This is a genomic window from Xenorhabdus sp. XBWT (genome assembly GCF_059072735.1).
Map to the genome: position 1 here is coordinate 3692745 of NZ_CM180990.1, position 26894 is coordinate 3719638.

At 42.8% G+C, this 26894-nt stretch carries 20 protein-coding genes, 1 pseudogene and 1 other annotated feature; of the genes and pseudogenes, 8 read left to right on the forward strand and 13 right to left on the reverse strand.

The window, feature by feature from the left end; genetic code table 11:
* The first annotated feature begins 218 nt into the window (after positions 1 to 218).
* Positions 219 to 1720 (forward strand): annotated as a pseudogene (locus tag AC5JQI_RS16120) (PTS transporter subunit EIIC).
* Positions 1721 to 1789: 69 nt separating this feature from the next.
* Positions 1790 to 3190 carry a glycoside hydrolase family 1 protein gene (locus AC5JQI_RS16125; RefSeq protein WP_493912897.1) on the forward strand — a complete coding sequence of 467 codons (1401 nt, stop codon included), beginning with the start codon at positions 1790 to 1792 and terminating at the stop codon, positions 3188 to 3190.
* Between the two features lie 102 nt (positions 3191 to 3292).
* Here AC5JQI_RS16125 and mog read toward each other — a convergent pair whose 3' ends face one another.
* Both mog and tal read right to left on the reverse strand, forming a co-directional pair.
* Positions 3293 to 3868 (reverse strand): molybdopterin adenylyltransferase, encoded by a 576-nt coding sequence (mog, locus tag AC5JQI_RS16130; RefSeq protein WP_493912898.1) that lies wholly within the window; start codon positions 3866 to 3868, stop codon positions 3293 to 3295.
* A 73-nt stretch (positions 3869 to 3941) separates the two neighbouring features.
* Positions 3942 to 4895: a transaldolase gene (gene tal / locus AC5JQI_RS16135; RefSeq protein WP_493912899.1), complete on the reverse strand. Its 954-nt coding sequence runs from the start codon at positions 4893 to 4895 to the stop codon at positions 3942 to 3944.
* 183 nt (positions 4896 to 5078) lie between these two features.
* Between tal and yaaA the strand changes: the two genes are divergently transcribed.
* Positions 5079 to 5855, forward strand: coding sequence for a peroxide stress protein YaaA (yaaA, locus tag AC5JQI_RS16140; RefSeq protein WP_493912900.1), 777 nt, complete (start codon positions 5079 to 5081; stop codon positions 5853 to 5855).
* 55 nt (positions 5856 to 5910) lie between these two features.
* Here yaaA and thrC read toward each other — a convergent pair whose 3' ends face one another.
* From thrC to thrA, 3 genes are read right to left on the reverse strand one after another with little or no spacing between them, the layout of a single operon-like run.
* The gene (gene thrC, locus AC5JQI_RS16145) at positions 5911 to 7203 is read right to left on the reverse strand and encodes a threonine synthase (RefSeq protein WP_493912901.1); all 1293 of its coding nucleotides are present in this window, start codon (positions 7201 to 7203) and stop codon (positions 5911 to 5913) included.
* Between the two features lie 2 nt (positions 7204 to 7205).
* Positions 7206 to 8138, reverse strand: coding sequence for a homoserine kinase (gene thrB / locus AC5JQI_RS16150; protein WP_493912902.1), 933 nt, complete (start codon positions 8136 to 8138; stop codon positions 7206 to 7208).
* Positions 8138 to 10597 carry a bifunctional aspartate kinase/homoserine dehydrogenase I gene (gene thrA / locus AC5JQI_RS16155; protein ID WP_493912903.1) on the reverse strand — a complete coding sequence of 820 codons (2460 nt, stop codon included), beginning with the start codon at positions 10595 to 10597 and terminating at the stop codon, positions 8138 to 8140. Before thrA ends, thrB begins: the two co-directional genes overlap by 1 nt.
* A gap of 30 nt (positions 10598 to 10627) precedes the next feature.
* Positions 10628 to 10743: a sequence feature (Thr leader region), on the reverse strand.
* A gap of 688 nt (positions 10744 to 11431) precedes the next feature.
* Between thrA and arcA the strand changes: the two genes are divergently transcribed.
* On the forward strand, positions 11432 to 12148 hold the full coding sequence (gene arcA, locus AC5JQI_RS16160) for a two-component system response regulator ArcA (protein WP_092553118.1): 717 nt from the start codon (positions 11432 to 11434) through the stop codon (positions 12146 to 12148).
* 102 nt (positions 12149 to 12250) lie between these two features.
* Here the strand turns inward: arcA and creA are convergent, their stop codons facing one another.
* Positions 12251 to 12727 (reverse strand): protein CreA, encoded by a 477-nt coding sequence (gene creA, locus AC5JQI_RS16165; protein WP_237386831.1) that lies wholly within the window; start codon positions 12725 to 12727, stop codon positions 12251 to 12253.
* A gap of 753 nt (positions 12728 to 13480) precedes the next feature.
* Between creA and robA the strand changes: the two genes are divergently transcribed.
* Entirely contained in the window at positions 13481 to 14362 is an 882-nt protein-coding gene (gene robA, locus AC5JQI_RS16170) for an MDR efflux pump AcrAB transcriptional activator RobA (RefSeq protein WP_493912904.1), read from the forward strand.
* On the opposite strand, the gene gpmB is transcribed toward robA, so the two are convergent.
* Positions 14359 to 15006: a 2,3-diphosphoglycerate-dependent phosphoglycerate mutase GpmB gene (gene gpmB, locus AC5JQI_RS16175; protein ID WP_493912905.1), complete on the reverse strand. Its 648-nt coding sequence runs from the start codon at positions 15004 to 15006 to the stop codon at positions 14359 to 14361. The two genes, robA and gpmB, sit on opposite strands and share 4 nt — an antisense overlap.
* A 55-nt stretch (positions 15007 to 15061) precedes the next feature.
* On the opposite strand from gpmB, the gene yjjX reads away from it, so the two are divergent.
* Positions 15062 to 15595: an inosine/xanthosine triphosphatase gene (gene yjjX / locus AC5JQI_RS16180; protein ID WP_237386834.1), complete on the forward strand. Its 534-nt coding sequence runs from the start codon at positions 15062 to 15064 to the stop codon at positions 15593 to 15595.
* Positions 15596 to 15767: 172 nt separating this feature from the next.
* Here yjjX and trpR read toward each other — a convergent pair whose 3' ends face one another.
* A complete protein-coding gene (trpR, locus tag AC5JQI_RS16185) occupies positions 15768 to 16088 on the reverse strand; it encodes a trp operon repressor (RefSeq protein ID WP_323853341.1) in 321 nt (106 codons plus the stop codon).
* A gap of 57 nt (positions 16089 to 16145) precedes the next feature.
* Positions 16146 to 18065: a murein transglycosylase gene (gene sltY, locus AC5JQI_RS16190; protein ID WP_493912906.1), complete on the reverse strand. Its 1920-nt coding sequence runs from the start codon at positions 18063 to 18065 to the stop codon at positions 16146 to 16148.
* 420 nt (positions 18066 to 18485) lie between these two features.
* Here sltY and ettA point away from each other — a divergent pair, with 420 nt between their 5' ends.
* Positions 18486 to 20153: an energy-dependent translational throttle protein EttA gene (ettA, locus tag AC5JQI_RS16195; protein WP_493912907.1), complete on the forward strand. Its 1668-nt coding sequence runs from the start codon at positions 18486 to 18488 to the stop codon at positions 20151 to 20153.
* Positions 20154 to 20204: 51 nt separating this feature from the next.
* Here the strand turns inward: ettA and AC5JQI_RS16200 are convergent, their stop codons facing one another.
* The 4 genes from AC5JQI_RS16200 to serB form a co-directional block, all read right to left on the reverse strand.
* Positions 20205 to 20936: an ATP-binding cassette domain-containing protein gene (locus tag AC5JQI_RS16200; RefSeq protein WP_493912908.1), complete on the reverse strand. Its 732-nt coding sequence runs from the start codon at positions 20934 to 20936 to the stop codon at positions 20205 to 20207.
* 681 nt (positions 20937 to 21617) lie between these two features.
* Positions 21618 to 22844, reverse strand: coding sequence for a multifunctional transcriptional regulator/nicotinamide-nucleotide adenylyltransferase/ribosylnicotinamide kinase NadR (nadR, locus tag AC5JQI_RS16205; protein WP_493912909.1), 1227 nt, complete (start codon positions 22842 to 22844; stop codon positions 21618 to 21620).
* A gap of 396 nt (positions 22845 to 23240) precedes the next feature.
* Complete coding sequence (radA, locus tag AC5JQI_RS16210) at positions 23241 to 24626, reverse strand: DNA repair protein RadA (RefSeq protein ID WP_493912910.1); 1386 nt, start codon at positions 24624 to 24626, stop codon at positions 23241 to 23243.
* Between the two features lie 66 nt (positions 24627 to 24692).
* A complete protein-coding gene (gene serB / locus AC5JQI_RS16215; protein WP_323853346.1) occupies positions 24693 to 25670 on the reverse strand; it encodes a phosphoserine phosphatase in 978 nt (325 codons plus the stop codon).
* 115 nt (positions 25671 to 25785) lie between these two features.
* Here serB and AC5JQI_RS16220 point away from each other — a divergent pair, with 115 nt between their 5' ends.
* On the forward strand, positions 25786 to 26445 hold the full coding sequence (locus AC5JQI_RS16220) for a YtjB family periplasmic protein (RefSeq protein WP_493912911.1): 660 nt from the start codon (positions 25786 to 25788) through the stop codon (positions 26443 to 26445).
* The last annotated feature ends 449 nt before the right edge of the window (positions 26446 to 26894 follow it).

Genomic DNA, 26894 nt, shown 5'->3' on the forward strand with positions numbered 1-26894 from the left:
ATAATAGCGGTTAATATGTCATCTAGCGATCACAATCACATTTTTATCGTCTGCAAATTGAGGTGTATCCAAAAGCAGATAAAATTGAAAATAGATTGTTACTGCGTATGCAGGCAAAACCTGACAGCGACTCTCTCTATGGTGTGGGGGATAGCGTTGTCAGGTTTTTTTTATCTGGATTTTGGTGCAGATGCAATGCGGAAAACGAGGGAAGTGGCATGAATTATCAGATACTGGCCCAAGAAATAGTTACTGGCGTTGGCGGTAAAGAGAATATCGTCAGTCTTGTCCATTGTGCGACCCGGCTACGTTTTAAACTACAGGATCATGAACGTGCTGATATCAACAAACTAAAAGCCCACCCTGATATTATTACGGTTATTGAAAGTGGAGGGCAATTTCAGGTTGTGATTGGCAATGAAGTCAAAGATGTCTATCAGGCTGTCCAGCAAATAATGAGTCCCACCAATGAAGAAAAACTGGCAACAAAATCAACGGGAAAGAAAGACAATTTATTCAACCATTTTATAGATATCATTTCCGGTATTTTTACTCCTTTTTTAGGTGTCATGGCTGCTTCCGGTATCTTAAAAGGTCTGCTTGCAGTTGCTGTTACATTGAATTGGTTATCACCTGATAGCGGTACTTATCATATCTGGTATGCAGCCAGCGATGCGCTGTTTTACTTTTTTCCTCTATTGCTCGGTTATACGGCAGGTAAAAAATTTGGCGGCAATCCCTTTATTACAATGGGAATTGGTGGCGCATTAGTGCATCCCTTAATCATTTCTGCTTTTGAAACATCGACTGTTGTCGGCAGTACAATTGAATACTTTATGGGAATTCCACTCTCATTGTTGAATTACAGCTCGTCAGTAATCCCAATTATTCTTGCTTCTTGGTTAAGCTGCAAAGTAGAGAAAAAACTAGATGCCTATCTTCCGGCTGCAATCAAAACTTTTGTTACCCCCCTTGTTTGTCTGATGTTGATTGTTCCCCTTGTATTTATTGTCATCGGGCCTGCTGCGACATGGTTAAGTCAATTATTGGCGTATGGTTATCAGGCCATATATGGATTTGCACCAGCTCTGGCAGGAGCAATTATGGGCGCTATCTGGCAAGTTTGTGTCATGTTTGGTCTGCATTGGGGACTCGTGCCAATCATGATCAATAACCTGACAGTTTTGGGACACGATACATTAGCCCCTTTGCTATTGCCTGCCATAATAGGGCAAACGGGGGCGGCCTTGGGGGTTTTCTTGCGCACCCGAGATGCCAAATTGAAAGTATTATCTGGTTCTGCTGTTACCGCAGGTATTTTTGGTATCACTGAACCTGCGGTTTATGGGGTAACTCTCCCTTACCGACGGCCGTTTATTTTTGGTTGTATCGCTGGTGCTATTGGTGGCTCTGTTATTGGTTATTATCAAAGCGCCATCTACTCAATGGGGCTGATTAATATTTTCACCTTCACTCAAATGATCCCTCCATCAGGCATTGATGACACATTATGGGGGGCAATTATTGGTACGTTGCTGGCGTTTATCATTTCTACCCTTTTGACCTGGATGTTTGGCCTGCCTGCCATCACCAATCTACCCACAAAAAAGCAGGGGAGGCATTAATCCAATTTGACAGACAGGCAATTCTGGATGCCGGGTTTGATCTTACAACCCCGATTATTGTCAGTAACAGTGAGGATTATTCATCTATTGAGTGAATTACTGCATCAAAAGTGGAAAAAGGTTCACCATTGTTATTCGTTAAGTATTCATAAGAGGAAATTTGAATGAAACGATTCCCAATGCATTTTTTGTGGGGAGGCGCCCTTGCCGCCAATCAAGTTGAAGGTGCTTATTTGACGGATGGAAAAGGTCTGTCTGTATCAGATGTTATGCCTAAGGGCATTATTGGCCCTGTTATTGAACGTGGCGCGTCAAATGAAACCCCATACCTGAAAGATATTTCCATCGATTTTTACCACCGTTATCCCGAAGATGTCGCTTTATTTGCAGAAATGGGTTTTAAATGCCTGCGGACATCTATCGCATGGAGCCGCATTTTTCCAAATGGTGATGAGGTGCAGCCCAACGAAGCAGGGCTGGCGTTTTATGACAGATTATTTGATGAAATGGCAAAGTACGGTATTCAGCCTTTGATCACGCTATCCCATTATGAAATGCCGTGGATGTTGGTGAAAAAATATGGCGGATGGGGCAATCGTAAGCTGATCGATTTCTTTGAGCATTACGCACGTACTGTATTTACCCGCTACCAGAAGAAAGTGAAATTATGGCTGACATTCAATGAGATCAATATGTCTCTGCATGAGCCACTGACAGGCGTCGGGTTACCGAGAGACAGTAGCCAGTCTGAAATCTATCAGGCTATCCACCATCAGTTAGTTGCCAGTGCCCGCGTGGTGAAGCAGTGCCGGAAAATCATTCCTGATGCCCAAATTGGTAATATGTTGCTTGGTGATTTAATGTATCCATTAACGTGTAAACCGGAGGATGTTCTGGCGACTCTTCAGCAAAATCAAAAATGGTTATTTTTTGGTGATGTTCAAAGTCGAGGGAGCTATCCGGGTTATATATTGCGTTATTTCCGCGAAAATGGCATTGAGTTGAATATTACTGAGCAAGATCGACTGGATTTGAAAAACACAGTCGATTTTATTTCGTTCAGTTATTACATGAGTGGCTGTACAACAGCGGATGAATCGGAATACCTGAAAGAGCAGGGCAATATCCTGCATATGATAACCAATCCTCATTTGCCCAGCTCAGAGTGGGGATGGCAGATAGATCCCCTCGGTTTGCGCACTGTATTGAATCTATTGTGGGATCGTTACCAGAAGCCCTTATTCATTGTTGAGAATGGATTGGGGGCTAAAGATACGCCAGAAGCAGATGGTAGTATTCAGGATGACTATCGTATTCAATACCTTAACGATCATCTTATTCAGGTCAAGGAAGCCATTGAAGATGGTGTGGATGTGATGGGATATACCAGCTGGGGGGCGATTGATTTAGTGAGTGCTTCGAAAGGTGAGATAACCAAACGCTACGGTTATATCTACGTTGATCAGAATGAGCAGGGAACAGGTTCGTTGGAACGTCGCCGCAAGAAAAGCTTCCATTGGTATAAACAGGTGATTGAAACTAATGGTCACAGCTTGAGCGAATAAGCGGGTTTATACCCAATTTTGATTTGTCCGCAAAGGTTCTGAGCAGGTTCAGAACCTTTCAGGAGATCGCCTTTTGCTGGCAAAAATTAAAATCAACAGATATTAACGACGGGCACTTTTTGGCCTGAATGCAGCCACAACGGATTCATCAGTTTCCACGTAAGGGCCGTCCAGAAGCTGGATGCAGTAAGGAACACTGGCAAAAACCCCTGATACAAGCACCTTGCCATTCTCGTCTTTCAAGCCTTCGAGTGTCTCTGCGATGGCTTTTGGTTGGCCGGGAAGATTCAAAATCAACGCGTGATTGCGGATTACGCCTACTTGACGGGACAGAATCGCTGTTGGTACAAATTGAAGGCTGATTTGCCGCATCTGTTCACCGAAGCCGGGCATTTCACGATCGGCAATCGCAAGCGTTGCATCTGGTGTGACATCGCGGCGTGCCGGCCCTGTTCCGCCTGTGGTCAGCACCAGATGACATCCCAATTCATCGACCAATTCACACAGGGTTTGCTCAATAAGCAGTTGTTCATCAGGAATGAGACGAGTTTCTACGCTAAAAGGTGTGCTAATTGCTTCACTCAGCCACGTTTCCAGCGCAGGTAAGCCCTTGTCCTGATAGATACCAGTTGAAGCCCGATCAGAAACAGATACGAGACCAATGCGCAATATATTCATACGAACCTCAGTTAAACAAAAGGCGACATAACAAGTCGCCTTTGTACAAGGAAAAACAGCGTATCGCTTGAAATTACAGCAGATCGGCGATCATGTTTTCAAGTTTGCCCTGATCTATTGCAAACTTACGGATGCCTTCCGCCAGTTTTTCAGTTGCCATCGCATCTTGGTGGTGATCCCAATAAAACTCAGCTTCAGTCATTGGTTCTGGGCGTGCCTTGATTTCGCCTTCATAACCCAGCTTGCATTCAACTTCGCCTTCTGCTTCAGACAATTCTTTCAGCAGAGCAGGAGAAATGGTCAGGCGGTCACAACCAGCCAGTTCCAGAATTTCGCCAGAGTTACGGAAACTTGCGCCCATTACGACAGTGTTGTAGCCGTGCTCTTTGTAGTACTGATAAATTTCAGCAACAGAAATCACACCTGGATCTTCGTGTGGTGCGAACTCTTTCTTGTCACCATTTGCTTTGTACCAGTCAAGAATACGGCCAACGAATGGAGAAATCAGGTAAACGCCAGCTTCCGCGCAAGCACGCGCTTGTGCGAAGGAGAACAGCAGGGTCAGGTTACAATTGATGCCTTCTTTTTCCAGTTGTTCCGCAGAACGGATTCCCTGCCATGTGGAGGCCAGTTTGATCAGGATGCGATCATTGCTGATACCCGCTTCGTTGTACAGTTTGATCAGGCGTTTTGCTTTCGCTACGCTGGCTTCGGTGTCATAAGACAGACGGGCATCAACTTCTGTGGAAATGCGGCCAGGGATCAGTTTCAGAATTTCCAGACCAATGTTGACTGCCAATTTATCGCCAGCATCAATAATTTGTTGCTCACGAGAATCGCTTTGACCACGCGCCCATGTAACGGCTTCGTCGATCAATTGGCGATATTCTGGGATTTGAGCTGCATTCAAAATCAGAGAAGGGTTGGTGGTCGCATCTTGCGGCTGATACAGTTTCATAGCTGCAATATCCCCGGTATCTGCTACTACTGTTGTCAGTTTACGCAGGGAAGTCAGTTTATCGGTCATGTTTAATATCTCATCGTTATACATACGTAAAATATTTGGTAATGTTGCCTCGCCATCTCATGATAATAACATGCCCAAGCGCGGCTGTACCAATTCCAACGAGGCAATAAAACGAATTCGTTGAAACCATTGCGATAAAGCAGATAATAAACTCTCACGAAAGTATCTGGTTAGGAAAAAATAATGCTTATTACTATTTCACCTGCAAAAACACTCGATTATGAAAGCACGCTCCCGACAGAGAAATATAGTCAGCCTGCATTGCTGGAGGAATCTCAGCAATTGATTGATGTCTGCCAAACTTTAACACTTTCGCAAATCAGTAGCTTAATGAGTATTAGTGATAAATTGGCGGGTTTGAATGCTGCCCGTTTTGGTGAATGGCAGCCAAATTTCACACCGGAAAATGCCCGTCAGGCGATTTTGGCGTTTAAAGGCGATGTTTATACCGGTATGCAGGCAGAAACTTTCTCAGCTGAAGATTTTGATTTTGCCCAGACGCATTTGAGAATTTTATCCGGCCTGTATGGTGTTTTGCGTCCTCTCGATCTGATGCAGCCTTACCGTTTGGAAATGGGCATTAAGCTGGAAAATCCGCGTGGCAAAGATCTGTATAAGTTTTGGGGTGATCGCATCACTGAAAACCTGAATGCAGCATTGAAACAGCAAGGTGATGATGTTCTGGTGAATTTGGCATCGGATGAGTATTTCAAATCAGTAAATAGCAAAAAGCTGGCAGCTAAGATTATCAAGCCTGTTTTTCTGGATGAAAAAAATGGCAAGTATAAAGTTATTAGTTTTTATGCTAAAAAAGCCCGCGGGCTAATGAGCCGTTTCATTATTCAGAACCAATTGGCTGACCCTGTACGGCTGGTGGAGTTTAATTTGGAAGGTTATGCTTTTGATGAGTCTCTTTCCAAAGGAAATGAGTTGGTATTTAAACGTCCTGAGCAGCATTAAGCAACCAAATAGAGGCATCACTCCACCACACGTGGATGGAGTGATAAATACAGTGTTATTCCGGTGCCCTTTCCATCAGGAATTCACGCAAGGTTGAGAAGTCAGCAGGTAAGAAGTGAGATAACAAGGCCAAATCTGCCCGTTCTGCCAATTCTGCTGGCAACGGCAGAGGTTGACCGAGGATCACTTCAACGCTGTCCTTGAATTTGGCTGGATGAGCAGTGCCCAGGAATAAGCCGTATTCTCCTTCCTGTAATTGATCACGTAAAATACGATAAGCAATAGCGGCATGTGGTTCAGAAATATAGCCTTTTGCCGCCAGATCTTGCATAGTGCTTTGCGTGATTTCATCATCGACAACCCCGTTTGCCAGATCACTCAATACCCAGCCTTTGCGTTTGAACAGCTCTTCAATGCGCGGCCAGTTATTGGGTTGGCTGACATCCATTGCATTGGACAGCGTTGCGACAGTCTTGTTTGGCTGCCATTCACCTTTTGCCAAATAACGGGGAACCGTGTCATTGACATTGGTTGCCGCGATGAAACGTTTCACCGGCAGTCCCATTGATTTTGCCAGCAGCCCCGCAGTCAGATTACCAAAGTTGCCGCTTGGCACTGAAATGACTAATTGTTCACGTTTCTCAGCAGGGATTTGTGCAACAGCTTCAAAGTAATAACAGATTTGAGCCAGCAGCCGGCTGATATTAATTGAGTTGGCTGAATTGAGATGCAAGGCGTGTTTCAGCTCTTCATCATCAAACGCTTGTTTGACCAATGCCTGACAAGCATCGAAATCACCGTTGATAGCAACAGTATGGATATTGCCACCCAGTGTGCAGAAGAGTTTTTCCTGCAATGGGCTGATTTTCCCTTCGGGATACAGAATCACGACTTGTACATTATCCAGGCCATAGAAAGCATGGGCAACAGCGGCACCAGTATCACCGGATGTCGCAGTCAAAATAGTGACGGGCTGTTTTCCGGCGATTTGTGCAAGGACTTGTGCCATGAAACGACCACCGAAATCTTTGAAGGCCAAAGTAGGGCCGTGATAAAGCTCCAGTGAGGCGATATCGTTTTCGACATTTGTTACGGGGGCAGGGAAAGCAAATGCGCTTTTAACTCTATCGGCTAATTGCTCCGCGGAAATTTCATCACCAATAAAGGCAGAAAGAATTTGCTGACTGCGACTGACAAAATCTAATTTTAATAATTCATCAATTTTGTCACGACTGAATTCCGGTAAATATTGTGGAAAAAAGAGTCCCTGCTGTTTGCCTAATCCCTGTTTTACCGCCTGAGAAAAACTGACCTGCTCGCTGCTGTCTTTTAAGTTATATAATTTCATGATTACCCTACCTGTCGTGCGCCTGCGAGATCCAGACGGCAAATATGTACAAAGCCTTCATCATTCTGTACGTAATGCTGTTGCAGCCATTGTGCGACTTCTTCGGCTACCGTCATTTCATTACAAATTGCAAAGAGTGTTGGGCCTGAACCGGAAATACCGCATGTCAGCGCCCCCAGTTTTTTGACCGTATCACGTGCGCTGGCAAATCCGGGTAAGAGCTGCGCACGATAAGGTTCCGCAACAACATCTTTCATTAATTCGGCAGCCAGTTCTGATTGCTGGGTATGGCAGGCATGAATGAATCCTGCAAAATGACGTCCGTGCTCAATAATGTCCTGACGGGAATAGTGCTGTGGCAGGATAGCACGGGCTTCTGATGTTGATACTTTGATGCCGGGGTAAGCCATTACCCACAACCAATCATCAAATGCAGGGATTGGCTGGCAGAATGGCGCTTCCTGTGACAAGAGCAACTGCAATCCGCCTAAATAGCAGGGGGCAACGTTATCATAGTGAACGCCGCCGGAAAGTCGCCCTTCTAACTCTCCCATCATATCCAGCAATTGGTCACGGTTAAACGGACGGTCAGCGTACTCGTTCAATGCCACTAAACCAGCCACCACAGAACAGGCACTGGAACCCAGCCCAGAACCAATTGGCATGTTTTTTTCCAATATCATAGCAACAGGCAGTTCTTTTCCCAGCCGCTGACAAAAAAGTTGCCAGCATTGGTAGACAATATTGTGTTCGGGATTGGTAGGTAATTTACCGACAAATCGTCCTTTATTATTCAGTCTGAAACTTTCAGATCCACTGACGGAAACACAATCCCCAAGCAACGAGCCATCAACAGGGGAAACGGCGGCGCCGAGCACATCAAATCCGACGCCAACGTTCCCTATAGAGGCAGGTGCATAAATCCTGACTACCATTAAACCCCCAATTTCCATGACAGAGTGCGTAATATATCAGCAAAAACGCCGGCTGCCGTTACATCATTCCCCGCACCATAACCACGCAGTACGAGTGGGATAGGTTGATAATAACGGGTGTAGAAAGCCAACGCATTTTCGCCATTTTTGACTTTGTAAAGTGGATCATTACCATCAACAGCAACAATTTTCACCGTACAACGGCCTTGTTCAATGAGACCAACATAGCGCAAAACTTTCCCTTGTTCTGCGGCATCAGCAGCACGTTGACTGAATGCTTGATCCAGTTGAGGCAAACGTTGCAAGAAATTATCAACATTACCATTGGCATCGAATGAAGCCGGCAATACTGGCTCAACATGGATATCTTCCAATTCCAGTTCATAACCAGCCTCACGTGCCAAAATCAGCAGCTTGCGGGCGACATCCATGCCAGAGAGATCGTCCCGTGGATCGGGTTCCGTGAAACCTTTCTCTTTTGCCAGCAAAGTAGCCTGTGAAAGTGTCATACCTTCATCCAGCATTCCGAAGATATAAGAGAGTGAACCAGACAGAATTCCGCTGAATTGCACTAATTCATCTCCCGCATTGAGGAGGTTCTGCAAGTTTTCAATAACAGGCAGACCGGCTCCTACATTAGTGTCATACAAAAATTTGCGCTTCGATTTCCCTGCTGCCTGACGGATTTGGTGGTAATAATCCATAGTCAGGGTGTTGGCTTTTTTATTCGGTGTGACAATGTTAAAACCATCATTGAGGAAGCTGACATATTGTTCCGCGATCGCCTGATTAGAAGTGCAGTCGACAATAACTGGATTCAGAAGGTGATACTCTTTTTCGAGGCGGATAAGACGACTCAGGCTAAACGGCTCAGTGGCTTCTGAGAGCGCCTGCTGCCAGTTATCCAGACAGATACCCTGCATATCGGTCAACAGAGCGCGGGAGTTGGCGATCCCACAGACACGTAAATCAATATGTTTTTGTTTGAGCCATGCCTGCTGGCGGCGGATCTGTTCTATCAACGCACCACCCACACCACCCACACCGATAACGAAGACTTCAACAACTTGCCCGGTGTTGAACAACATCTGGTGGCAGAGCCTAACTGCTGTGGTTGCCGCATTATTTTCAATTACGGCAGAAATGGAACGCTCAGAAGAACCCTGTGCAATAGCAATAATATTAATGTTGGCTCGTGTTAATGCAGAGAAAAAGCGAGCAGAAATTCCGCGTTGAGTACGCATACCATCCCCAACGACAGAAATTATGGCAAGGTTATCCATCACATCAATGGGATCAAGCACGCCATCTTTCAGTTCCAGATAAAACTCTTCTGTCAGGGCCTTCTGCGCTTTTGTCAGCTCGTTTTGTGGTACGCAGAAACTGATGCTGTACTCTGAGGACGACTGTGTGATTAACACGACAGAAATGCCTTTGCGGGACATAACGGAAAATACCCGTGCGGCCATCCCAACCATGCCTTTCATTCCGGGGCCGGAGACATTGATCATCGCCATGTGATTCAGGTTGGTAATGCCCTTGATAGGCATGCTGTCATCGTGTTGGCCATTACCAATGAAAGTACCCGGTGCGTAGCGATTGGCAGTGTTCTTAATGAGGCAAGGAATTTGAAATTGGGCGATGGGGGAAATGGTGCGTGGATGGAGAACTTTCGCACCGAAATAAGATAATTCCATTGCTTCTTGATACGACATGCTTTTCAGTAAGCGTGCATCGGCAACAACCCTCGGATCACAAGTATAAACGCCATCAACATCAGTCCAGATCTCACAACAATCTGCCTGTAAACAAGCTGCCAGCACGGCGGCTGAATAATCAGAACCGTTGCGCCCCAGTACCACTAATTCTCCATTTTCATTACCAGCGGTAAAACCGGCCATGAGGATAATATGGTCAGAAGGAATATTAAGTTCAGCAATGCGCTTGGAAGATTCATGAATATCAACTGTCGATTCGAGAGTATAACCATACGCCAATAGGCTTTTGACGGGATCAATGACAGTTACTTTGTAATCACGGGCCTGTAACAGCGCTTCCATAATAGCGATGGACAGCTTTTCACCACAACAGATCAGTGCCGCATTGATGCTATCTGGACATTGTTTTAACAGGGAAATGCCATGCAAAGTCTGTTTCAGATTAGCAAATTCGCGTTCCACCATGCTTTTCAGGCGTTCATAATCGAATCCCGCTTGATGTTTTTTCAACCCTGACAACAAATCATTGAAGATTTGGGCAGCATCGCTGATATTGGAAACAACATCCTGCCCTGAAACCGTTTTCTCAATCATTGCCACAAGATGGTTGGTGATTTTTGCTGGTGCAGAGAGTACCAGGGCAACTTGCCCAAGGGATAGCTCATTTTCGGCGATGTCTGCAACACTCAGTACACGCTGGTAATTGGCAACTGAAGTGCCCCCAAATTTCAATACTCGCATTAACTTTATCTCTCCGGCCTGATTTTTGTCCAAAAAAAAGCCCGTATCTTGTGGGATACGGGCTTTCTATTTTGTGTATACGCGTTAGCCCGCACCGCAACTTGTCGTTCCGGTGGTAATCGTAGTAATGGTTTTTGTAGTAACCATTTTTTTCGGGCTGTAGTGACGCATAATTTTCCTGTCTGTCTTTTTGTATTCGTTTGGCCCTATATTGGTTAAATTAAAGTGTGGTCAATGTCAAATATTTTTTATGGAGAAAGAAGAAAAAAACGTCATTTTCTGTATTGTAATGATTCAAAGTATGACAAAAAAGGCAACTCATTATCTGGTTTTATGAGTTATTCCCCAGCATTTAATTTTACAAAAAACATATTTTGTAATTATTTTGTCTTTATGATAAAAACATGCGCATTTGGACGTTTGAGTGTTGAATTAATCCTCCCAACCATTCAAATAGCCTTATGTTAGTTAACATATTTTATTCAATTTAATAACAAATGCACCAAAGTAAAATTAACAATTACAATCAATGTTAACGTGCTACAATTGATTTTGATATGTATCAACAAAAGTTAGTTTTTTTTAGAAGGCAAATGCATTACTAGCTGTTATATTGCTGTTAATAGACTAATATAGGGCCTTGTTTAAATCGGGTTTTTTCGGGTATGTACCCTCCAAAAAAAGCGACGCTGGCTTTTAGCGTAAAACATATCAAAAGTTTACTTGGGCATAGGCTGGTTTTCTGTTATTCAGAACAAGATCAGAATTTTTTCTATTTATAACAACAGCTTATGTCATACGGATTCTGTTTTTTAGCGATTTTAGGTAGCAACCATGCAAACCCCGCACATTTTGATTGTTGAAGACGAAATTGTCACACGCAATACCCTTAAAAGCATTTTTGAAGCTGAAGGGTATGTCGTTTATGAAGCCACTGACGGTTCAGAAATGCACAACATTCTGTCAGATAACGATATCAATTTAGTGATTATGGATATTAATCTGCCAGGTAAAAATGGGTTACTCCTTGCCCGTGAATTACGTGAGCAGGCGAATGTCGCACTGATGTTCTTGACTGGCCGTGACAATGAGGTGGATAAAATCCTTGGTCTAGAAATCGGTGCTGATGACTATATAACCAAGCCATTTAATCCGCGTGAGTTAACCATTCGTGCACGGAATTTGCTTTCACGGACAATGAATCTGAGTCATTCTGGCGAAGAACGTCGTCAGGTTGAAAGCTATAAATTCAATGGATGGGGGCTGGATATCAACAGCCGTTCTCTGGTTAGCCCTATGGGTGATCAGTATAAACTACCACGCAGTGAGTTCCGTGCGATGCTGCACTTCTGTGAGAATCCAGGAAAAATCCAGACTCGTGCAGAATTGCTGAAAAAGATGACAGGCCGCGAACTGAAACCTCACGATCGTACTGTGGACGTTACTATTCGTCGTATCCGTAAACATTTTGAATCGACACCCGATACTCCAGAAATCATTGCGACTATCCACGGCGAAGGTTACCGTTTCTGTGGTGACTTAGAAGACTAATTCACACCGTTACAGGTAAATACCGTTTCTGTCAAAAAGCCCCGGATGTTTTACAACATCAGGGCTTTTCTTATGCTTAACGGTCAATTTTCAGCGGAATATTTACTCTTTCCACGGCATAATTGGCACGGCACTGATCGCATTCTTCGGAGAACCGTCAATCACTTTATCAGAGTAAGTTAAATAGATAAGTGAGTTACGTTTAGAGTCGTAGAAACGGACAACTTGAAGCTTTTTAAATACCAAAGAAGTGCGTTTCTGGAAAACAACTTGTCCTTTTTTGGACGAATTCTTGATTTTGTCTGCCAATTCTATTGAGCCAACTTGCTGGCAGGATATGGCAGCATCAGATGTATCTTCCGCTAATCCTAAACCTCCCTTGATGCCCCCCGTTTTTGACCGACTCAAATAACAAGTGACATTTTTAACATCTGGATCATCAAAGGCTTCGATCACAATTTTGTTATCAGGGCCAAAAAGCTTGAATACGGTGTCAACAGAACCGATCTCTTCAGCATGCAGAATTACAGGGGAAAAGAGCAAGGTAGCTGCTATCACTATTTTCTTGATTATTACCATATTTAACCCACTTGAATTAAATAAATACAGTGAAAATATCTGTCATTCACATATAATCTAAGTAAATGGTTTTAATTAGAACATTTCCACTGTAAATATATCTATAATGAAAAATTACGGCATTATAGCTGAATAGACGTCCAAGACGAGTAAGTGGTGGTCTTGAAATCTATCTCTGCCGCTGATTTTACTTTCGCAAGCAATTGTTATTAGCATAAACACCGTTTTTAGAAAGTTGTCAAGGTCACTGGAACTAGAGCAATATTCATCACGTACGTCGATAATTTTATTTTAATTCAATTAATTATCTAATTAACCAAGACAATGCTTGACATATTGTTGAATCTGCTATTAATTTATTCCAAGATTAAACTTGTTTAATTTGGTTGTTGTTGTTTGATTTACAACATAAATTCAACAATAAGCCTATTTGAATAGGACTGCCTTTTAGATACTATTTTCATGTTAATAATATACAGAGTGATAATAAGGATTGATTAATAATTAACTACAGTGAAAACAAGGTTATCGTGGTAAGAGGTAAAGACAGTATTTGAAAGTAACCCTCTATGTGCCAAACGAGAGTTAGTGGTCTAAAATTCATGTTTTTTATCTTTGGAGAAAGATAGGTGTTGATTATCAATCAAATTACACAATATATCTATTTTTAGAAAAATATTTTTGTTTTCAATTTAATAAATTGTTTCATATTAATATTTGTTTTCTTTCTGTCTTGATGACTTAGGGAGATGTATGGACCAAACCAACATTATTCGGGATCTGCTGCATTGGTTGGATAATAATTTAGATCGTCCACTATCCCTCGATAACGTTGCAGCAAAAGCTGGTTACTCCAAATGGCACTTACAACGCATGTTCAAGGACGTGACGGGTCAGGCAATTGGCTCTTATATCCGCGCAAGAAGATTATCCCGAGCTGCCATTGCATTACGTTTAACCAGCCGCCCAATTCTAGACATTGCTCTGCAATATCGTTTTGATTCACAACAAACTTTCACGAGGGCTTTCAAAAAACAATTTGATCGGACTCCGGCATCCTATCGCCGGAGTGAAGAGTGGTGCGCAACGGGGATATGCCCCCCGATTTTGTTGGACAATAAACCGTTGCCTGCGCACAAATTCGTTACATTAGAAGATAAACTGCTTCTCGGCACAGAGCATACTTGCAGCTTTGGGCTGGAAGAATGGTCAACAGCTTGTCAGAGTTTGCGCCATGACTTTTGGATTAACTATCTACAGGATGCTGAGGTATTGCCCCCCAGACTTTACGGATTGCACCATACTACTCTCAGTGCAGAGAATGAAGATGAACACACCGTGCTCTATACCACAGCGATAGAGCCAGAATACGCGACCTTTAATACCAGGGATAGTCGTCCGGTTCCTTTGCCGGGCGGGGATTATATTTCATTCAGTTATTTCGGTGACAAAGAACAAGTACAGGATTTCCTTTTTACAGTTTACAGCGTTTGTCTGCCTAAATTGAATATCACTCGCAGGAAGGGATATGATGTCGAGCGATACTATCTCACCAATCTTGACTGGAAGAATATGGAGGATGAGACTCAAAGCCATGTTACGGAATTTGAGTATCTCATCCCAATCGAACATTAATTCTGTAATTTGTCCAAGGCGGGCAGATCAAGATGTGTGATATCGCCCGCTGTTTCAATGATCCAACCCGGAGCCAGCCATGGGCTATTCTGGTAATCTACCCGTGAAATAGAGCAGTTTCTCAACCTCAGGCGACGTTCTGAATTGGCAGGAAGACCCAGAACCGAGCAGAGCAGACTCACAAGAGCCATGCCATGACTGACTAGCAGCGGGCGGCTGCCTGTCGGCAGGTTGAGGCAATTTTCCAGTGCGGCCCGCATGCGGATTGCCAATTCGCTCATCGATTCACCTTCTGGTATCCGCCCATTCGGTGTACCATCGACCAGACTTTTACGCCAGGATTCCTCTTCTGATGTGAGGGAATTCAGTTCGCGATTCTCCAGTACCCCCATATGTAACTCCCGCAAACGCGGCTCCAGTATTACCTCACATCCACAGGCTTCAGCGATGATTTCTGCTGTTTGACGTGTTCGACCGAGGTCACTGGTGATAATATGGGTAATGTTCTCTGATTTTATTCTTTGAGCGACTAAGTGAGCCTGGCTGCGGCCAATTTCAGTCAAAGGACTGTCAGATTGCCCCTGAATACGACGAGCCACGTTCCATTCGGTTTCGCCATGACGAACAAGATAGACCTGTAACATATTTAATTTCCGTTATACTGCATCATGAAATAATTCAAAGGATAATTTATTTATTATGTACCACGTTATTGCAGCAACAACTAACCCTGCGAAAATAAAAGCGATTAGCCTTGCATTCGATGATGTATTTGGCCCAGGCACTTACCGTATAGAAGATGTCAACGTAGACAGCAGCGTACCTCAACAACCTATTGGTAATACTGAAACCCGCACAGGTGCCCGTCATCGAGTCATGGCTGCCCGCCAAGTCAGACCTGAAGCGGATTTTTGGGTTGGCGTTGAAGCTGGAATTGAAGATGACATGACGTTTGCTTGGATGGTCATTGAGCATAAACAAATTCGGGGAGAATCTCGTTCTGCCAGTCTGATGCTGCCTGACAAAGTATTGGAAGGTATTCGTGAGGGACGCGAGCTTGGTCACGAAATGGCTGACGTGGCTGGCATCGACAATATTAAGCAGCAAGGTGGTGCAATCGGCTTTTTTACCAACGGTATTCTGACCCGCACCAGCGTTTATCATCAAGCTCTGATATTGGCTCTTGTACCTATCCATCATGAAATTTACAAAGAGTTGAATAACCCATTTTAGCAGCATACTCAATGACATCGTAGCTTGGGAATAATTGGGGTCACGATTGTATGACCCCAATAGTTAATTCAGCTGTTATTTTTCAATGACTATAACTCATCATTTATCCCTTTAGTTTTTCTAGCCACAGTTCTGTTGACCGCAACCCGAAATCCACTGGGTGTCATAACCGCTATTTTAATAACTGTGCCTCTAGCCAGTTTTTCACATGAGCCGGGGCTGATTTTAAGCTATTGGAGCCACGAGTGATGGTTGCAATACCGACACTCAGCTCGTTTTTCAGCTCTCTCTGACTCATTTGCCCACGCATCAATTCCTGAATAATCCGAACCCGGGTAGACAAGGCGGTTCGTTCATCGGGAGTCAATAATAGCTGTAAAATAGAATGTTGCAAATTTTGTTCAAATGCGGTTTGTAACAACGCAACAAAAGCGAGCCAGTCATCACTATCTTCCGGCGATAGTGCCGGATCAATTAAATGATTTTGTGTCATATATTAATTGCCATACTATTGAACTAGTACGGCAGCATATCATATTTATTTGTCAAATTAATAACGTCTCTGCCATTCAGCCTTGGTCAGTATGTTCGACATTTTCCCCATAAAATTGTGGTAGAACATATCATAAGCAAGGACGTTTTTAACATAAGAGCGTGTTTCAGTGAAAGGAATGCTCTCAATAAAAGCGATCGGATCAAGGTGCCCGGAGGTATTGGCCAACCAACGAACAACATTTGTAGGGCCTGCGTTATAGGCGGCGCTGGCGAGAATGCGGTTATTGTCAAAACGTTGGTAAACCGAATCCAGATAGGCAGTGCCAATCTTAATATTCATGGCCGGGTTCATTAATTGGCTACTGCTGACATAGCCTTGAATCTTTTTACTCTTCACTGTATGTTCTGCGGTTTTTGGCATGATTTGCATTAACCCACTGGCACCTTTAGAGGAACGAGCCTGTGGATTCCATGCACTTTCCTGACGGGCGATCGCCATCGCATAACTTGGTGAAATATCTTTGTCTGATGTAAAGTTTGCAAATTCGTTGCGCCATGCCAATGGGAAACGTTCTTCAAGATGATCCCACATTTTTCCCGTGATAGTCGCTTGAACACTGAACGCAGGCCAGTGCTGCTCAAACGCATAGCGTGCCAATTGTTCCTGCTTCAGTTGACCTTGCGAGGAAACCAAACTAACCCATTCTGAGAGAGCCAGATCATGCATATTCCAGTGCAGTAACTCACGGATGCGCCGAATTTCTGGCATATTAGAAATAGAAGAATCAGGTTTTTCTGCCTTATTAATGATCAGAGGATAGGGTATATGCAGTTTTTGGGCTGCTACCATGGGATAGAAACCGCGGTGTTCTGTCAGCTTACGTAATATAGCATTGCCTTCAGCTGTTTTTCCTTGTTTGAACAAGAGAACCGCACTCCAATATCGCCACTCATCTTGCTGTAAAGTCGTTTTTGGCAACAAGGTTAACCATTTTCCAAGATCTGCATAATCGTCATCCCTCAATGCTAAGCGGGCACGGCGTTCAAGCAACTTGATAGATTGTGAATTACGAATACTATCGTCCCGCCATTTTGCCTGTTCCTGCGTAATATCCCCCATCAATTGCCATGCAACGATATCTTTTAGTTGCTGCCTCTCGGTGTCATTCATTTTTTGCGCCCGAGCAAATACGGGAATACTTACTCTGGCCAGTTCAGCATTTTCACGGGCAAAACGAGAAAAGATTGTCATGATAACCGAACGGGTAAAATCCGTTGGTGTTGTAGTTGTGGCAAATCGCTCAATCAGCGCCGGATTTTGTTGCAGCTTGATCAAACTTGATCCTAAACCTCGATAATCTAACGGCAAGCGTTTGACCAGATAGGTAACGAGAGTGACGTTATTCTCTTTCAGCGCCAATTCGATACGCTGCAAAATTAAATGCGCAGATAAATATCCATCTTGTTCCCAGACATCAAACAGTTTATTGCAATTATCTGGCAATGAGTTGCCACTTAGCCAAATCGATTCGGCTCCTTTCCATGCAACCTGCTGGTGGCCTGTAGCCCATTGAGCAAAGTAATAGTTACAGCTTTCTGCTACTGTACTTGGGGGATTGGGACTGAATGCCAGAATACCCGGCCAATCGCCATTACTTGCCAGTACATCAATAAATCGTGAGTTCAGAGAACGTGCTGGCGGCAGAGTAGGGTAAGTATGAATAAAATGTTGAATTTGCTGTGGAGTGGCAAGCACCAGATCTTGAGTTAATTGACGATATTCAAGATAGGGATAGAGGGGATAATTTTTCAACGTGGGCATCAGATGTGCGACTTTCACCATATTCTTTGCATCCCACGCTTGTTTTATCTCTTGATATCGCTGACGTTGAACGCTCAGAGAATCAGTATGTGCCGCTCCCGTAACAACAGAAAGCATACCCACAGCCATTGCAAAATACTGCCACTTACTCATTGCCACAACCCCTTCAGAAGACGACTATCAAGGATCAGATGAACAGTGCCCAAATGAACAATGCCAACCACATAGCTAAAATGCTATGTAATTATAATCATATTATTGATGTGATTTATTACAACTTATGGGGTATAAAAGATACAAATTGGGAAAATGTTTATTTTATAAAGCCATGGATAACCCTATTGGTATTCCATTCAGTAGTGAATACAATCAACGATTTGGAACGGCAATAGCATTCATACATAGACGTTCCGCACAGATAATTTTTTACCGTTTGCGTCCATAGAAGGTTTGTATTTAATCCTAATCGGGTAACAACACGATACGTAAAATTTAGGGTAAAATACGCCATCCAAGCCCCATAAGCGCAAATGAATTTCAAAAATTTCCTGATTAACTAAAAGGTAAACTACATTGGCTCAATATGTTTATAGTATGCATCGGGTTGGCAAAATTGTTCCCCCGAAAAGGCATATTCTGAAAAATATTTCTCTAAGTTTTTTCCCCGGAGCAAAAATTGGTGTTCTTGGTCTCAATGGTGCAGGTAAATCAACCTTACTGCGCATCATGGCGGGTATTGATAAAGATATTGAGGGAGAAGCTCGCCCACAACCAGGCATTAAAATTGGCTATCTGCCACAGGAACCAAAACTCAATCCTGAAAATACTGTTCGTGAAGCAGTAGAAGAAGCGGTCAGCGAAGTCAAAAATGCTCTGACGCGTCTTGATGAAGTTTATGCAGCTTATGCTGATCCTGATGCGGATTTCGATAAACTGGCTAAAGAACAAGGCGAACTGGAAGCGATTATCCAATCCCATGACGGGCATAATCTGGATAACCAGCTTGAGCGAGCGGCTGATGCCCTGCGCTTACCAGCCTGGGATGCCAAAATCGAACATTTGTCCGGTGGTGAGCGCCGCCGTGTAGCAATCTGCCGCTTGTTGCTGGAAAAACCAGACATGCTGCTGCTCGACGAACCAACCAACCACCTTGATGCTGAGTCTGTTGCATGGCTGGAACGCTTCCTGCACGATTACGAAGGCACTGTGGTTGCGATTACCCATGACCGTTACTTCCTTGATAACGTGGCTGGCTGGATCTTGGAACTTGACCGTGGTGAAGGGATTCCATGGGAAGGTAATTACTCCTCGTGGCTGGAACAAAAAGATGCCCGTCTGGCACAGGAAGCTTCGTCAGAAGCTGCTCGCCGTAAATCCATTGAGAAAGAACTTGAGTGGGTACGCCAAAATCCGAAAGGACGTCAGGCAAAAGGTAAGGCGCGTCTGGCCCGCTTTGAGGAACTTAATAACGTTGAGTACCAGAAGCGCAACGAAACCAGTGAGTTGTTTATTCCACCTGGCCCACGCTTAGGTGACAAGGTGCTGGAAGTGACCAACCTAACCAAATCTTATGGTGATCGTGTTCTGATCGATGATTTGAGCTTCTCTCTGCCAAAAGGCGCGATTGTCGGGATCATCGGACCGAACGGTGCGGGTAAATCGACTTTGTTCCGTATGTTGTCGGCTCAAGAACAGCCGGATTCTGGTTCCATTACACTGGGTGAAACCGTGAAACTGGCTTCTGTTGAGCAGTTCCGCGACAATATGGATGACAGCAAAACCGTTTGGGAAGAAGTTTCTGGCGGTCAAGATATCATGCGTATCGGCAACTTTGAAATACCAAGCCGTGCCTACGTTGGACGTTTTAACTTCAAAGGCGTAGATCAAGGTAAGCGCGTTGGTGAATTGTCTGGTGGTGAGCGTGGCCGTCTGCATTTATCCAAGCTGTTGCAAGTGGGCGGCAACATGCTGTTGCTTGATGAACCAACCAACGATTTGGATATTGAAACTCTGCGCGCATTGGAAAACGCCCTGCTGGAATTCCCGGGCTGCGCAATGGTTATTTCCCATGACCGTTGGTTCCTTGACCGTATAGCAACACATATCATCGATTATCAAGATGAAGGTAAAGTATCCTTTTTTGAAGGGAACTTTAGCGAATACGAAGATTATAAAAAGCGGACAATGGGAGCTGAAGCACTGGAGCCTCACCGTATTAAATATAAAAAGATCAGTAAATAATCCAGATAGAAAAAAACGGCCTGATATCAGGCCGTTTTTCCAAATTTACAGCTAGTTACTACACAAAACGCGTCGTTCTTGGAAAGATTCATAAGTCTTAACAGCCTTTCCACTTGCTAAAGTGATAACGCTATCTGCATGCTTCAACAGGCGGTTATCTTGGGAGGCAATTACAACCGTACCTTTCTGTTCATGTGCTATAAATTTAAAGATATTAATGAATGTCTGAAATGCCTGATGATCTAGGTTACGCGTAGGATCATCTGCAAATAAATATTCAGGCCTTCTCACAATGGCTTTTGCTATCGCAGCCAATTGCTTTTCGTTTTCAGACAGTTCCCCTGGGTAATAGCGGCTTTTATCGCCTAATTTCACTATATCTAACGATTTCTGCGCGATCTTTTCTGCTTGTTCACTAGAAAGCGATAATCCATAAGAATTTGATAATAACAAGTTATCTAATAGTGTGAGTTCACTAAATAAATTAAAACCCTGAAAAATAAACCCACTATTTTGGGCGTGAAACTGCCCTAATTCTACATCATTCATTAGTTTCAACTTGTTATTATTAATTAATACATCTCCTTGATCTGGTTGTAACATACCCGATGTAATCGACAGTACGGTGCTGTTAGTCGATGCCTTCGGCCCTGTTATCAAAGTAATTTCACCTGGTATAATAGAAAATGTGATATCTGAAATCATTTCATGATTAACTGTAGTATCAGTTAAACCATATGAAATATTGATAACTTCAATCGATTTAAATTGATTTAAGTTCATATTCTCAACACAATTAGGTTAAAAGATTAAAGCTTTTTCCTTAACATATGCTGTCTAAATTCATTCACAATAACACTAATATCCTTATAGCATTGTGCGAATAAAAATAGTTTATATTCGAAACATCTTAGCTAAAAATACACTCATCTTATGTCAATTATTATTTACAATGACTATATAATACATGAGATGTTTCTTAATCTTAGAATAAAAAATCAAGAATATTAATTAATTATGACTACAACAAAAACTGCGTTAAATAAAAATAGTATAAATTCTTATGTATTTATTCCAATTTGGTAATAAGGAAAAAAGTCATTATATATTTTATTAATATTTTAATGTTATTTTTACATTGCCTCCATTACTGATTAAATACACCTGTATTATTTATGGGTTTATTAATAACTAATAAATTTTATATAAATAAGTCAATAGGTCTATTCATTAAATGACTTATTTCTCTACAATTCAAGTTAAAACAGTAAATTTTTAGCATCAAAAAATATTATTATCACAATTTATTTTATTACCGCATGTAAAAAATAACCACAATGAACATTTAATTAACCATTAAAACGAAATAAACACATAATGATAAAAGTTACTATGGAAAATAAATCATTATCAATTAATAGTGATAATAATATAAGGCAGATCTATTTTATAGATAAATGTTAGTTACTCCATTAACATGTGTTGAACCAGTTCAACACAACGTAAAAAACGTTGATCATAGTCTGGTGAATTGACACAAACATAATCGATGTTATTTGTCTTCAACAAGCTCTCAAGTAAATGTTGAAATTCCTTGCGATCCCGTTGAGTGCCTAAACTCCTTAAACCATCAGCCACCCAAGGGGTGTTGTTTTCTAAAAGGATAACTAAATCAAACCGATATTCATCAATCATTGCCTGAACAAATGGGTGTTCTTTTCCTTCATAGCGTTTGCAAAAGGCTTGTGTTGTAACAAAATCAGTGTCAATAAATGTAACTTTGTTGGCATATTTAACTGAAAAATCAATATATTGAGCTTGACCTAATGCAATTTTATCGTAATCTGAATATTGCAAGGCCATTTCATCTCCTCCTAAATGGGAGAACACGTATTCACGCCCATATTCCCATGCGCTGGTGGTGTTAAATATATTGGCCAGCTTATTCACCAATGTTGATTTTCCACTCGATTCTCCGCCCAGAATGGCAACAGTACGCACAAAGAATGGTTTTACTTCTGTTGGAATATACTCCCAATAGCGGAAAGGAGCCTGACGAATTTGGCTGCCACTGATGTTCATAAATGAGCGCTGTGGGTCAATGAGCACGGTTTCAATGCCGAAATACTCCTTGTAGCGGGCAGCATCCTGCTCTTCACTGGAATAGATGTAGTTAGGATTGATCCCTTTTCCTGCCATAAATGTTTTTACACCTTGACTCCACGCCTTCCAGCCATTTGGGTAAGGTTCCATCCCGTGTTCATCAAATGCATGGATACGAATGTTTTTTTGATACTTGAACGTTTGCAATAACCATCTTAAACGGTCACTTACAGTGGGTTGCTGAGACATCGAACTATTGATAAATAACTCACGATCACGAACTTCATCAAAACAAAGAACGACGTGTAATTCGTCAACTTGACTGCATGCGCGTTGAATCAAATAAATATGTCCGGTATGCAACGGGTAAAATTTACCAAACAAAACACCGACTGTTTTCTTTTCCATGGGATACGCCAATCCTAGATATTGATGGAGTGAAGCAAGTTTCTGTGCGCTCGGGCTTTTTATTTTATCGTTAATAAGCTGACTTAAGTAACCTTTTGTCATGCCACTGGCATCAGCAACTTGCTGTAACGTGTAACCTGCTTGTTTGATGGCTTCTTTCAAGTAGTTAAACTGTCCCATATAATCCCCTTGATGTTTAATATATTAAACAAAATAACATGCTTATCATGAAAGTAAAAATAAAAGTGGTTGTTTATTGATGTTTTGGGATGAAATACTGTCATTTTGGCAATTGTAGAAATTTAAAATCAGATAATCAAGGATATGTATAAAATAAGAAAGACAAATACTAAATTATCAGCTTAATTGTAATATGTCTTCTGCATATTTATAAGTTTTTTCCTATCGCTATGTAACAATAAATATAACCATTGGCGGTTTGAATAAACGAAATAATATGGTGAGTAACTCACTGATTTTTTTTATTGCCTGCCTCATTTAGTATGATGAGGTCAGGCAAATAATATGTTCAGTAATTAAGAAAAAAACTTAGGTCTTCATGTAATAACCAACAAATTAATCATCCAGCTCATCCAAAATGGATAAAGCATCAGCTAGTTTCTTGACTCCAAATACTTTCATATCTGGTAATGCTTTTTTCGGCATATTAGCGTGAGGCACAATAGCTCGTTTAAAACCGTGTTTGGCGGCTTCTGAAATACGATCCTGACCGCTGGGGACGGGACGAATTTCTCCTGCCAGCCCCACTTCACCGAATACCACCAAATCACGGGGTAAAGGACGATTGCGGAAACTGGAAACCAAAGAGAGCAATAACGCGAGATCAGCACTTGTTTCCGTTACCTTCACACCACCTACGACATTAACAAAAACATCTTGGTCAGCCATTTGTAAACCGCCGTGTCGATGCAAAACCGCCAGCAGAATAGCCAGCCTATTTTGTTCAAGCCCCACTGCTACACGACGTGGGTTTGGCATCATGGAATGGTCTACGAGTGCCTGAATTTCAACTAGCAAGGGACGAGTACCTTCCCACACAATCATGACGGAACTGCCTGCTGTAATTTCATCACCACGGCTCAGGAAAATGGCAGAAGGGTTATTCACTTCCCGTAATCCCTGTTCAGTCATGGCGAAAACACCCAACTCATTTACAGCCCCGAAGCGGTTTTTATGGCTGCGGAGAGTACGGAAGCGGGAATCTGCCTCGCCATCCAGCATGACAGAACAGTCTATACAATGCTCGAGCACTTTAGGGCCGGCCAAGGAACCATCCTTTGTTACATGACCAACCATGATAATGGCAACGCCACGGGTTTTGGCAAATCGGGTCAGGTATGCTGCTGTTTCCCTGACCTGCGCTACACTGCCCGGCGAGGATTGAATATCTGCCATGTGCATGACCTGAATTGAGTCAATTACCATGAGCTTTGGTTGCTCTTGCTCTGCAATCAAGCAAATTTGTTCAATGCTGGTTTCTGACAACATGTTCAGTTTATCGGTCGGCAACCCTAACCTATGTGCCCGCATTGCCACCTGCTGCAATGATTCTTCACCCGTCACATACAGGGTTTTCATCTGAGCCGATAACTGGCACATGGTTTGTAAAAGTAGGGTACTTTTCCCCGCCCCGGGATTACCACCAATCAAAATGGCACTACCGGGAACCACTCCCCCACCGAGAACGCGGTCAAATTCTTTAAACCCGGTTGAAAAGCGCGGTAACTCTTCCAGACTAATCTCTGAAAGTTTTTGGACCTTACTGATTCCCGTATCACCGGCATAACCGCTGAAACGTTCATTGCGAGAGGATGAGGCTGCGGCCAAACGTACTTCCGTAATGGTATTCCATGCGTGGCATGCGGTGCATTGCCCTTGCCAGCGGGGATAATCCGCGCCACATTCGTTACAGACAAATGCCCGTTTTGCTGCTTTTGCCACTTTCTCCTCCCTTCATATGATTACTTTTTGGCTCAAACTGAAATTCAACACCTATTGGGTATGCCATTAACGCTCTTCGTGTTTCAAACCACCACTCAAAACACACAAAACTCCCATCAAATCACCATGCCGAATAGAAACCTTAGCCTGAGCATATACCTTAGGTTTTGCATGATAAGCAATGCCCAACCCGGCTTTACGGATCATTTTCAGATCATTGGCACCATCCCCAATGGCAACGGTTTGGCTCAATGGAATACCCAATTCTTTTGTCAGTCTTATCAACGTGGTTGCTTTATATTTTGCATCGACAATAGGTCCTTTGACTTTGCCGGTCAGTTTGCCATCTTTTACCTCAAGCTGGTTAGCGACAGCAGCAAAAAGACGTAGCTTCTGGCGAAGATTATCGGCGAAGTATGTAAAGCCGCCAGATGCAATTGCGACATGCCAATCCAGCGATTGCAACTTGCGAACAAGGCTGGTTAACCCCGGCATAAGAGGGAGTGTTTCCATTACTTGCTGTAAGATTGAGGCATCAGCGCCTGCAAGTTGGGCTACTCGTTCATGCAGGCTTTCTGAAAAATCCAGTTCGCCTTGCATCGCACGCTCGGTGATTTCAGCCACTTTATCGCCAACTCCCGCCAAACGAGCAATTTCATCAATACACTCGATCTGGATAGCTGTTGAATCCATATCCATTACTAACAGGCCGGGTGAACGCAGACGCGGGATTTGTCCCAATGGAACAACATCTAGGTAGCATTCATCTGCCAGTCGTTTAATGCGAGGAGAGAGACTGCCGGCAATGCGGACAACTTGATAATCATCAATACGCCATGAAGATACGACTACAATGGCTGCGCCAAGACGGTGCTGAAAATTGCTGATGCGTTGTTTATCCAAACCACGCCCATACAGCAACCAACCGCTATCTCCGGCTCGGTAATCCAGTGGCATGACTTCATCACCACTGAGAGATAATGGTAACCCAGGCCATTTATGGATCTCATCCGGTAAGTAGCGATAAGCCAGATTATTAGACATGTACATTGACTCCTGTAATTCCATGTAATTTTGGCAGGCAAAAAGCGCTTTTCAAACTATCCTATCAATACTGCATCTGGCAACATGTGCTTTTTGATCACGGGATGGGATAACTATGATAAAAGCAAAACTAAAGTTTCGACTGCACAAAACGGCTATTATTTTAATATGCATAGCATTGCTGGTACTGCTGATGCAGGGGGTTTCCTATTTTAGCCGTGCTCAGCAACAGGCTCATATGGATCAGTTTGAAGAACTGGCGAAAACATTGGCAAAACAGGTTGCATTCAGCTTGTCTGATTATATGAAGAATGGCAGTAAAGATCTTAATAATAAAAAAATTGTAGTTAACTTGGACTATCTGACGAGCAAAAGCCGTATTTTAGATGCCAGTGTTTATTTGGAGAATGGAACGCAGATAGCACGGAGTGGAGAACCGATTTCGGTCCGTGAACGATTATCATTGGAGGGTAAAAAATCCAGTGGTTACTTTAACCAACAGATTGTTGTACCGATACCCGGAGAAAGCCATCCAAAAGGTTTTCTTCGCCTGACACTAGATACTCACAGATTGGCAACGGAAGCCAAGCAGGTTGATAACACCACTAACTTACTCAGGATCATGATTTTGTTATCTCTGGCAATTGGCTTTATTCTGGCCCATAACCTACTGCAATTGACTCCCAGCCGCTGGCAACAATCACCCTATCTTTTGACCGCGAATACCAAATCTTCTAATGAAGAAGAAACGAAATGCGAAAATTCTCAACGGTAAGACAGGATTATCGTTGGGTGAAGATAGTCTCTTTATCGGAGGAAGAGAAATTAATAATTCTCATGAGTCAAACTTTCCATAGTACCGCTTGAAGCAAATGGAGTAGATCATAGCGTGTATCAATGCAATCACAATCTCACCGTAAAGCACTATAGGGTTATGTGATATTGCAATATTCACAACTGGGATTTTATCAAAGCGAAAGACATACATATGAAAAGCAATTGCCGTTATTGCAAGCATAATTCCCGATGCGTTGTGGTAGATATAGCTTGATAATAGGAACCATTTTAATACGAAGAAAAAAGGAATAAGCATAAGAAAAGAGATAACTACATAAATCATTGTTATTTCCTTAAGTTTGTTTGAGGTTTCAATAAAAAAGGGGATTCAATTTTTTAAATTAACCTTTGTAATTACTGGACATTAATTTAATGGGCCTCTTATTT

Bases quoted from the DNA above. Each gene is read 5' to 3' on its own strand.
- AC5JQI_RS16125 (WP_493912897.1), top strand. From the start codon at position 1,790: ATGAAACGATTCCCAATGCATTTTTTGTGGGGAGGCGCCCTTGCCGCC.
- mog (WP_493912898.1), bottom strand. From the start codon at position 3,868: ATGAATATATTGCGCATTGGTCTCGTATCTGTTTCTGATCGGGCTTCA.
- tal (WP_493912899.1), bottom strand. From the start codon at position 4,895: ATGACCGATAAACTGACTTCCCTGCGTAAACTGACAACAGTAGTAGCA.
- yaaA (WP_493912900.1), top strand. From the start codon at position 5,079: ATGCTTATTACTATTTCACCTGCAAAAACACTCGATTATGAAAGCACG.
- thrC (WP_493912901.1), bottom strand. From the start codon at position 7,203: ATGAAATTATATAACTTAAAAGACAGCAGCGAGCAGGTCAGTTTTTCT.
- thrB (WP_493912902.1), bottom strand. From the start codon at position 8,138: ATGGTAGTCAGGATTTATGCACCTGCCTCTATAGGGAACGTTGGCGTC.
- thrA (WP_493912903.1), bottom strand. From the start codon at position 10,597: ATGCGAGTATTGAAATTTGGGGGCACTTCAGTTGCCAATTACCAGCGT.
- arcA (WP_092553118.1), top strand. From the start codon at position 11,432: ATGCAAACCCCGCACATTTTGATTGTTGAAGACGAAATTGTCACACGC.
- creA (WP_237386831.1), bottom strand. From the start codon at position 12,727: ATGGTAATAATCAAGAAAATAGTGATAGCAGCTACCTTGCTCTTTTCC.
- robA (WP_493912904.1), top strand. From the start codon at position 13,481: ATGGACCAAACCAACATTATTCGGGATCTGCTGCATTGGTTGGATAAT.
- gpmB (WP_493912905.1), bottom strand. From the start codon at position 15,006: ATGTTACAGGTCTATCTTGTTCGTCATGGCGAAACCGAATGGAACGTG.
- yjjX (WP_237386834.1), top strand. From the start codon at position 15,062: ATGTACCACGTTATTGCAGCAACAACTAACCCTGCGAAAATAAAAGCG.
- trpR (WP_323853341.1), bottom strand. From the start codon at position 16,088: ATGACACAAAATCATTTAATTGATCCGGCACTATCGCCGGAAGATAGT.
- sltY (WP_493912906.1), bottom strand. From the start codon at position 18,065: ATGAGTAAGTGGCAGTATTTTGCAATGGCTGTGGGTATGCTTTCTGTT.
- AC5JQI_RS16200 (WP_493912908.1), bottom strand. From the start codon at position 20,936: ATGAACTTAAATCAATTTAAATCGATTGAAGTTATCAATATTTCATAT.
- nadR (WP_493912909.1), bottom strand. From the start codon at position 22,844: ATGGGACAGTTTAACTACTTGAAAGAAGCCATCAAACAAGCAGGTTAC.
- serB (WP_323853346.1), bottom strand. From the start codon at position 25,670: ATGTCTAATAATCTGGCTTATCGCTACTTACCGGATGAGATCCATAAA.
- AC5JQI_RS16220 (WP_493912911.1), top strand. From the start codon at position 25,786: ATGATAAAAGCAAAACTAAAGTTTCGACTGCACAAAACGGCTATTATT.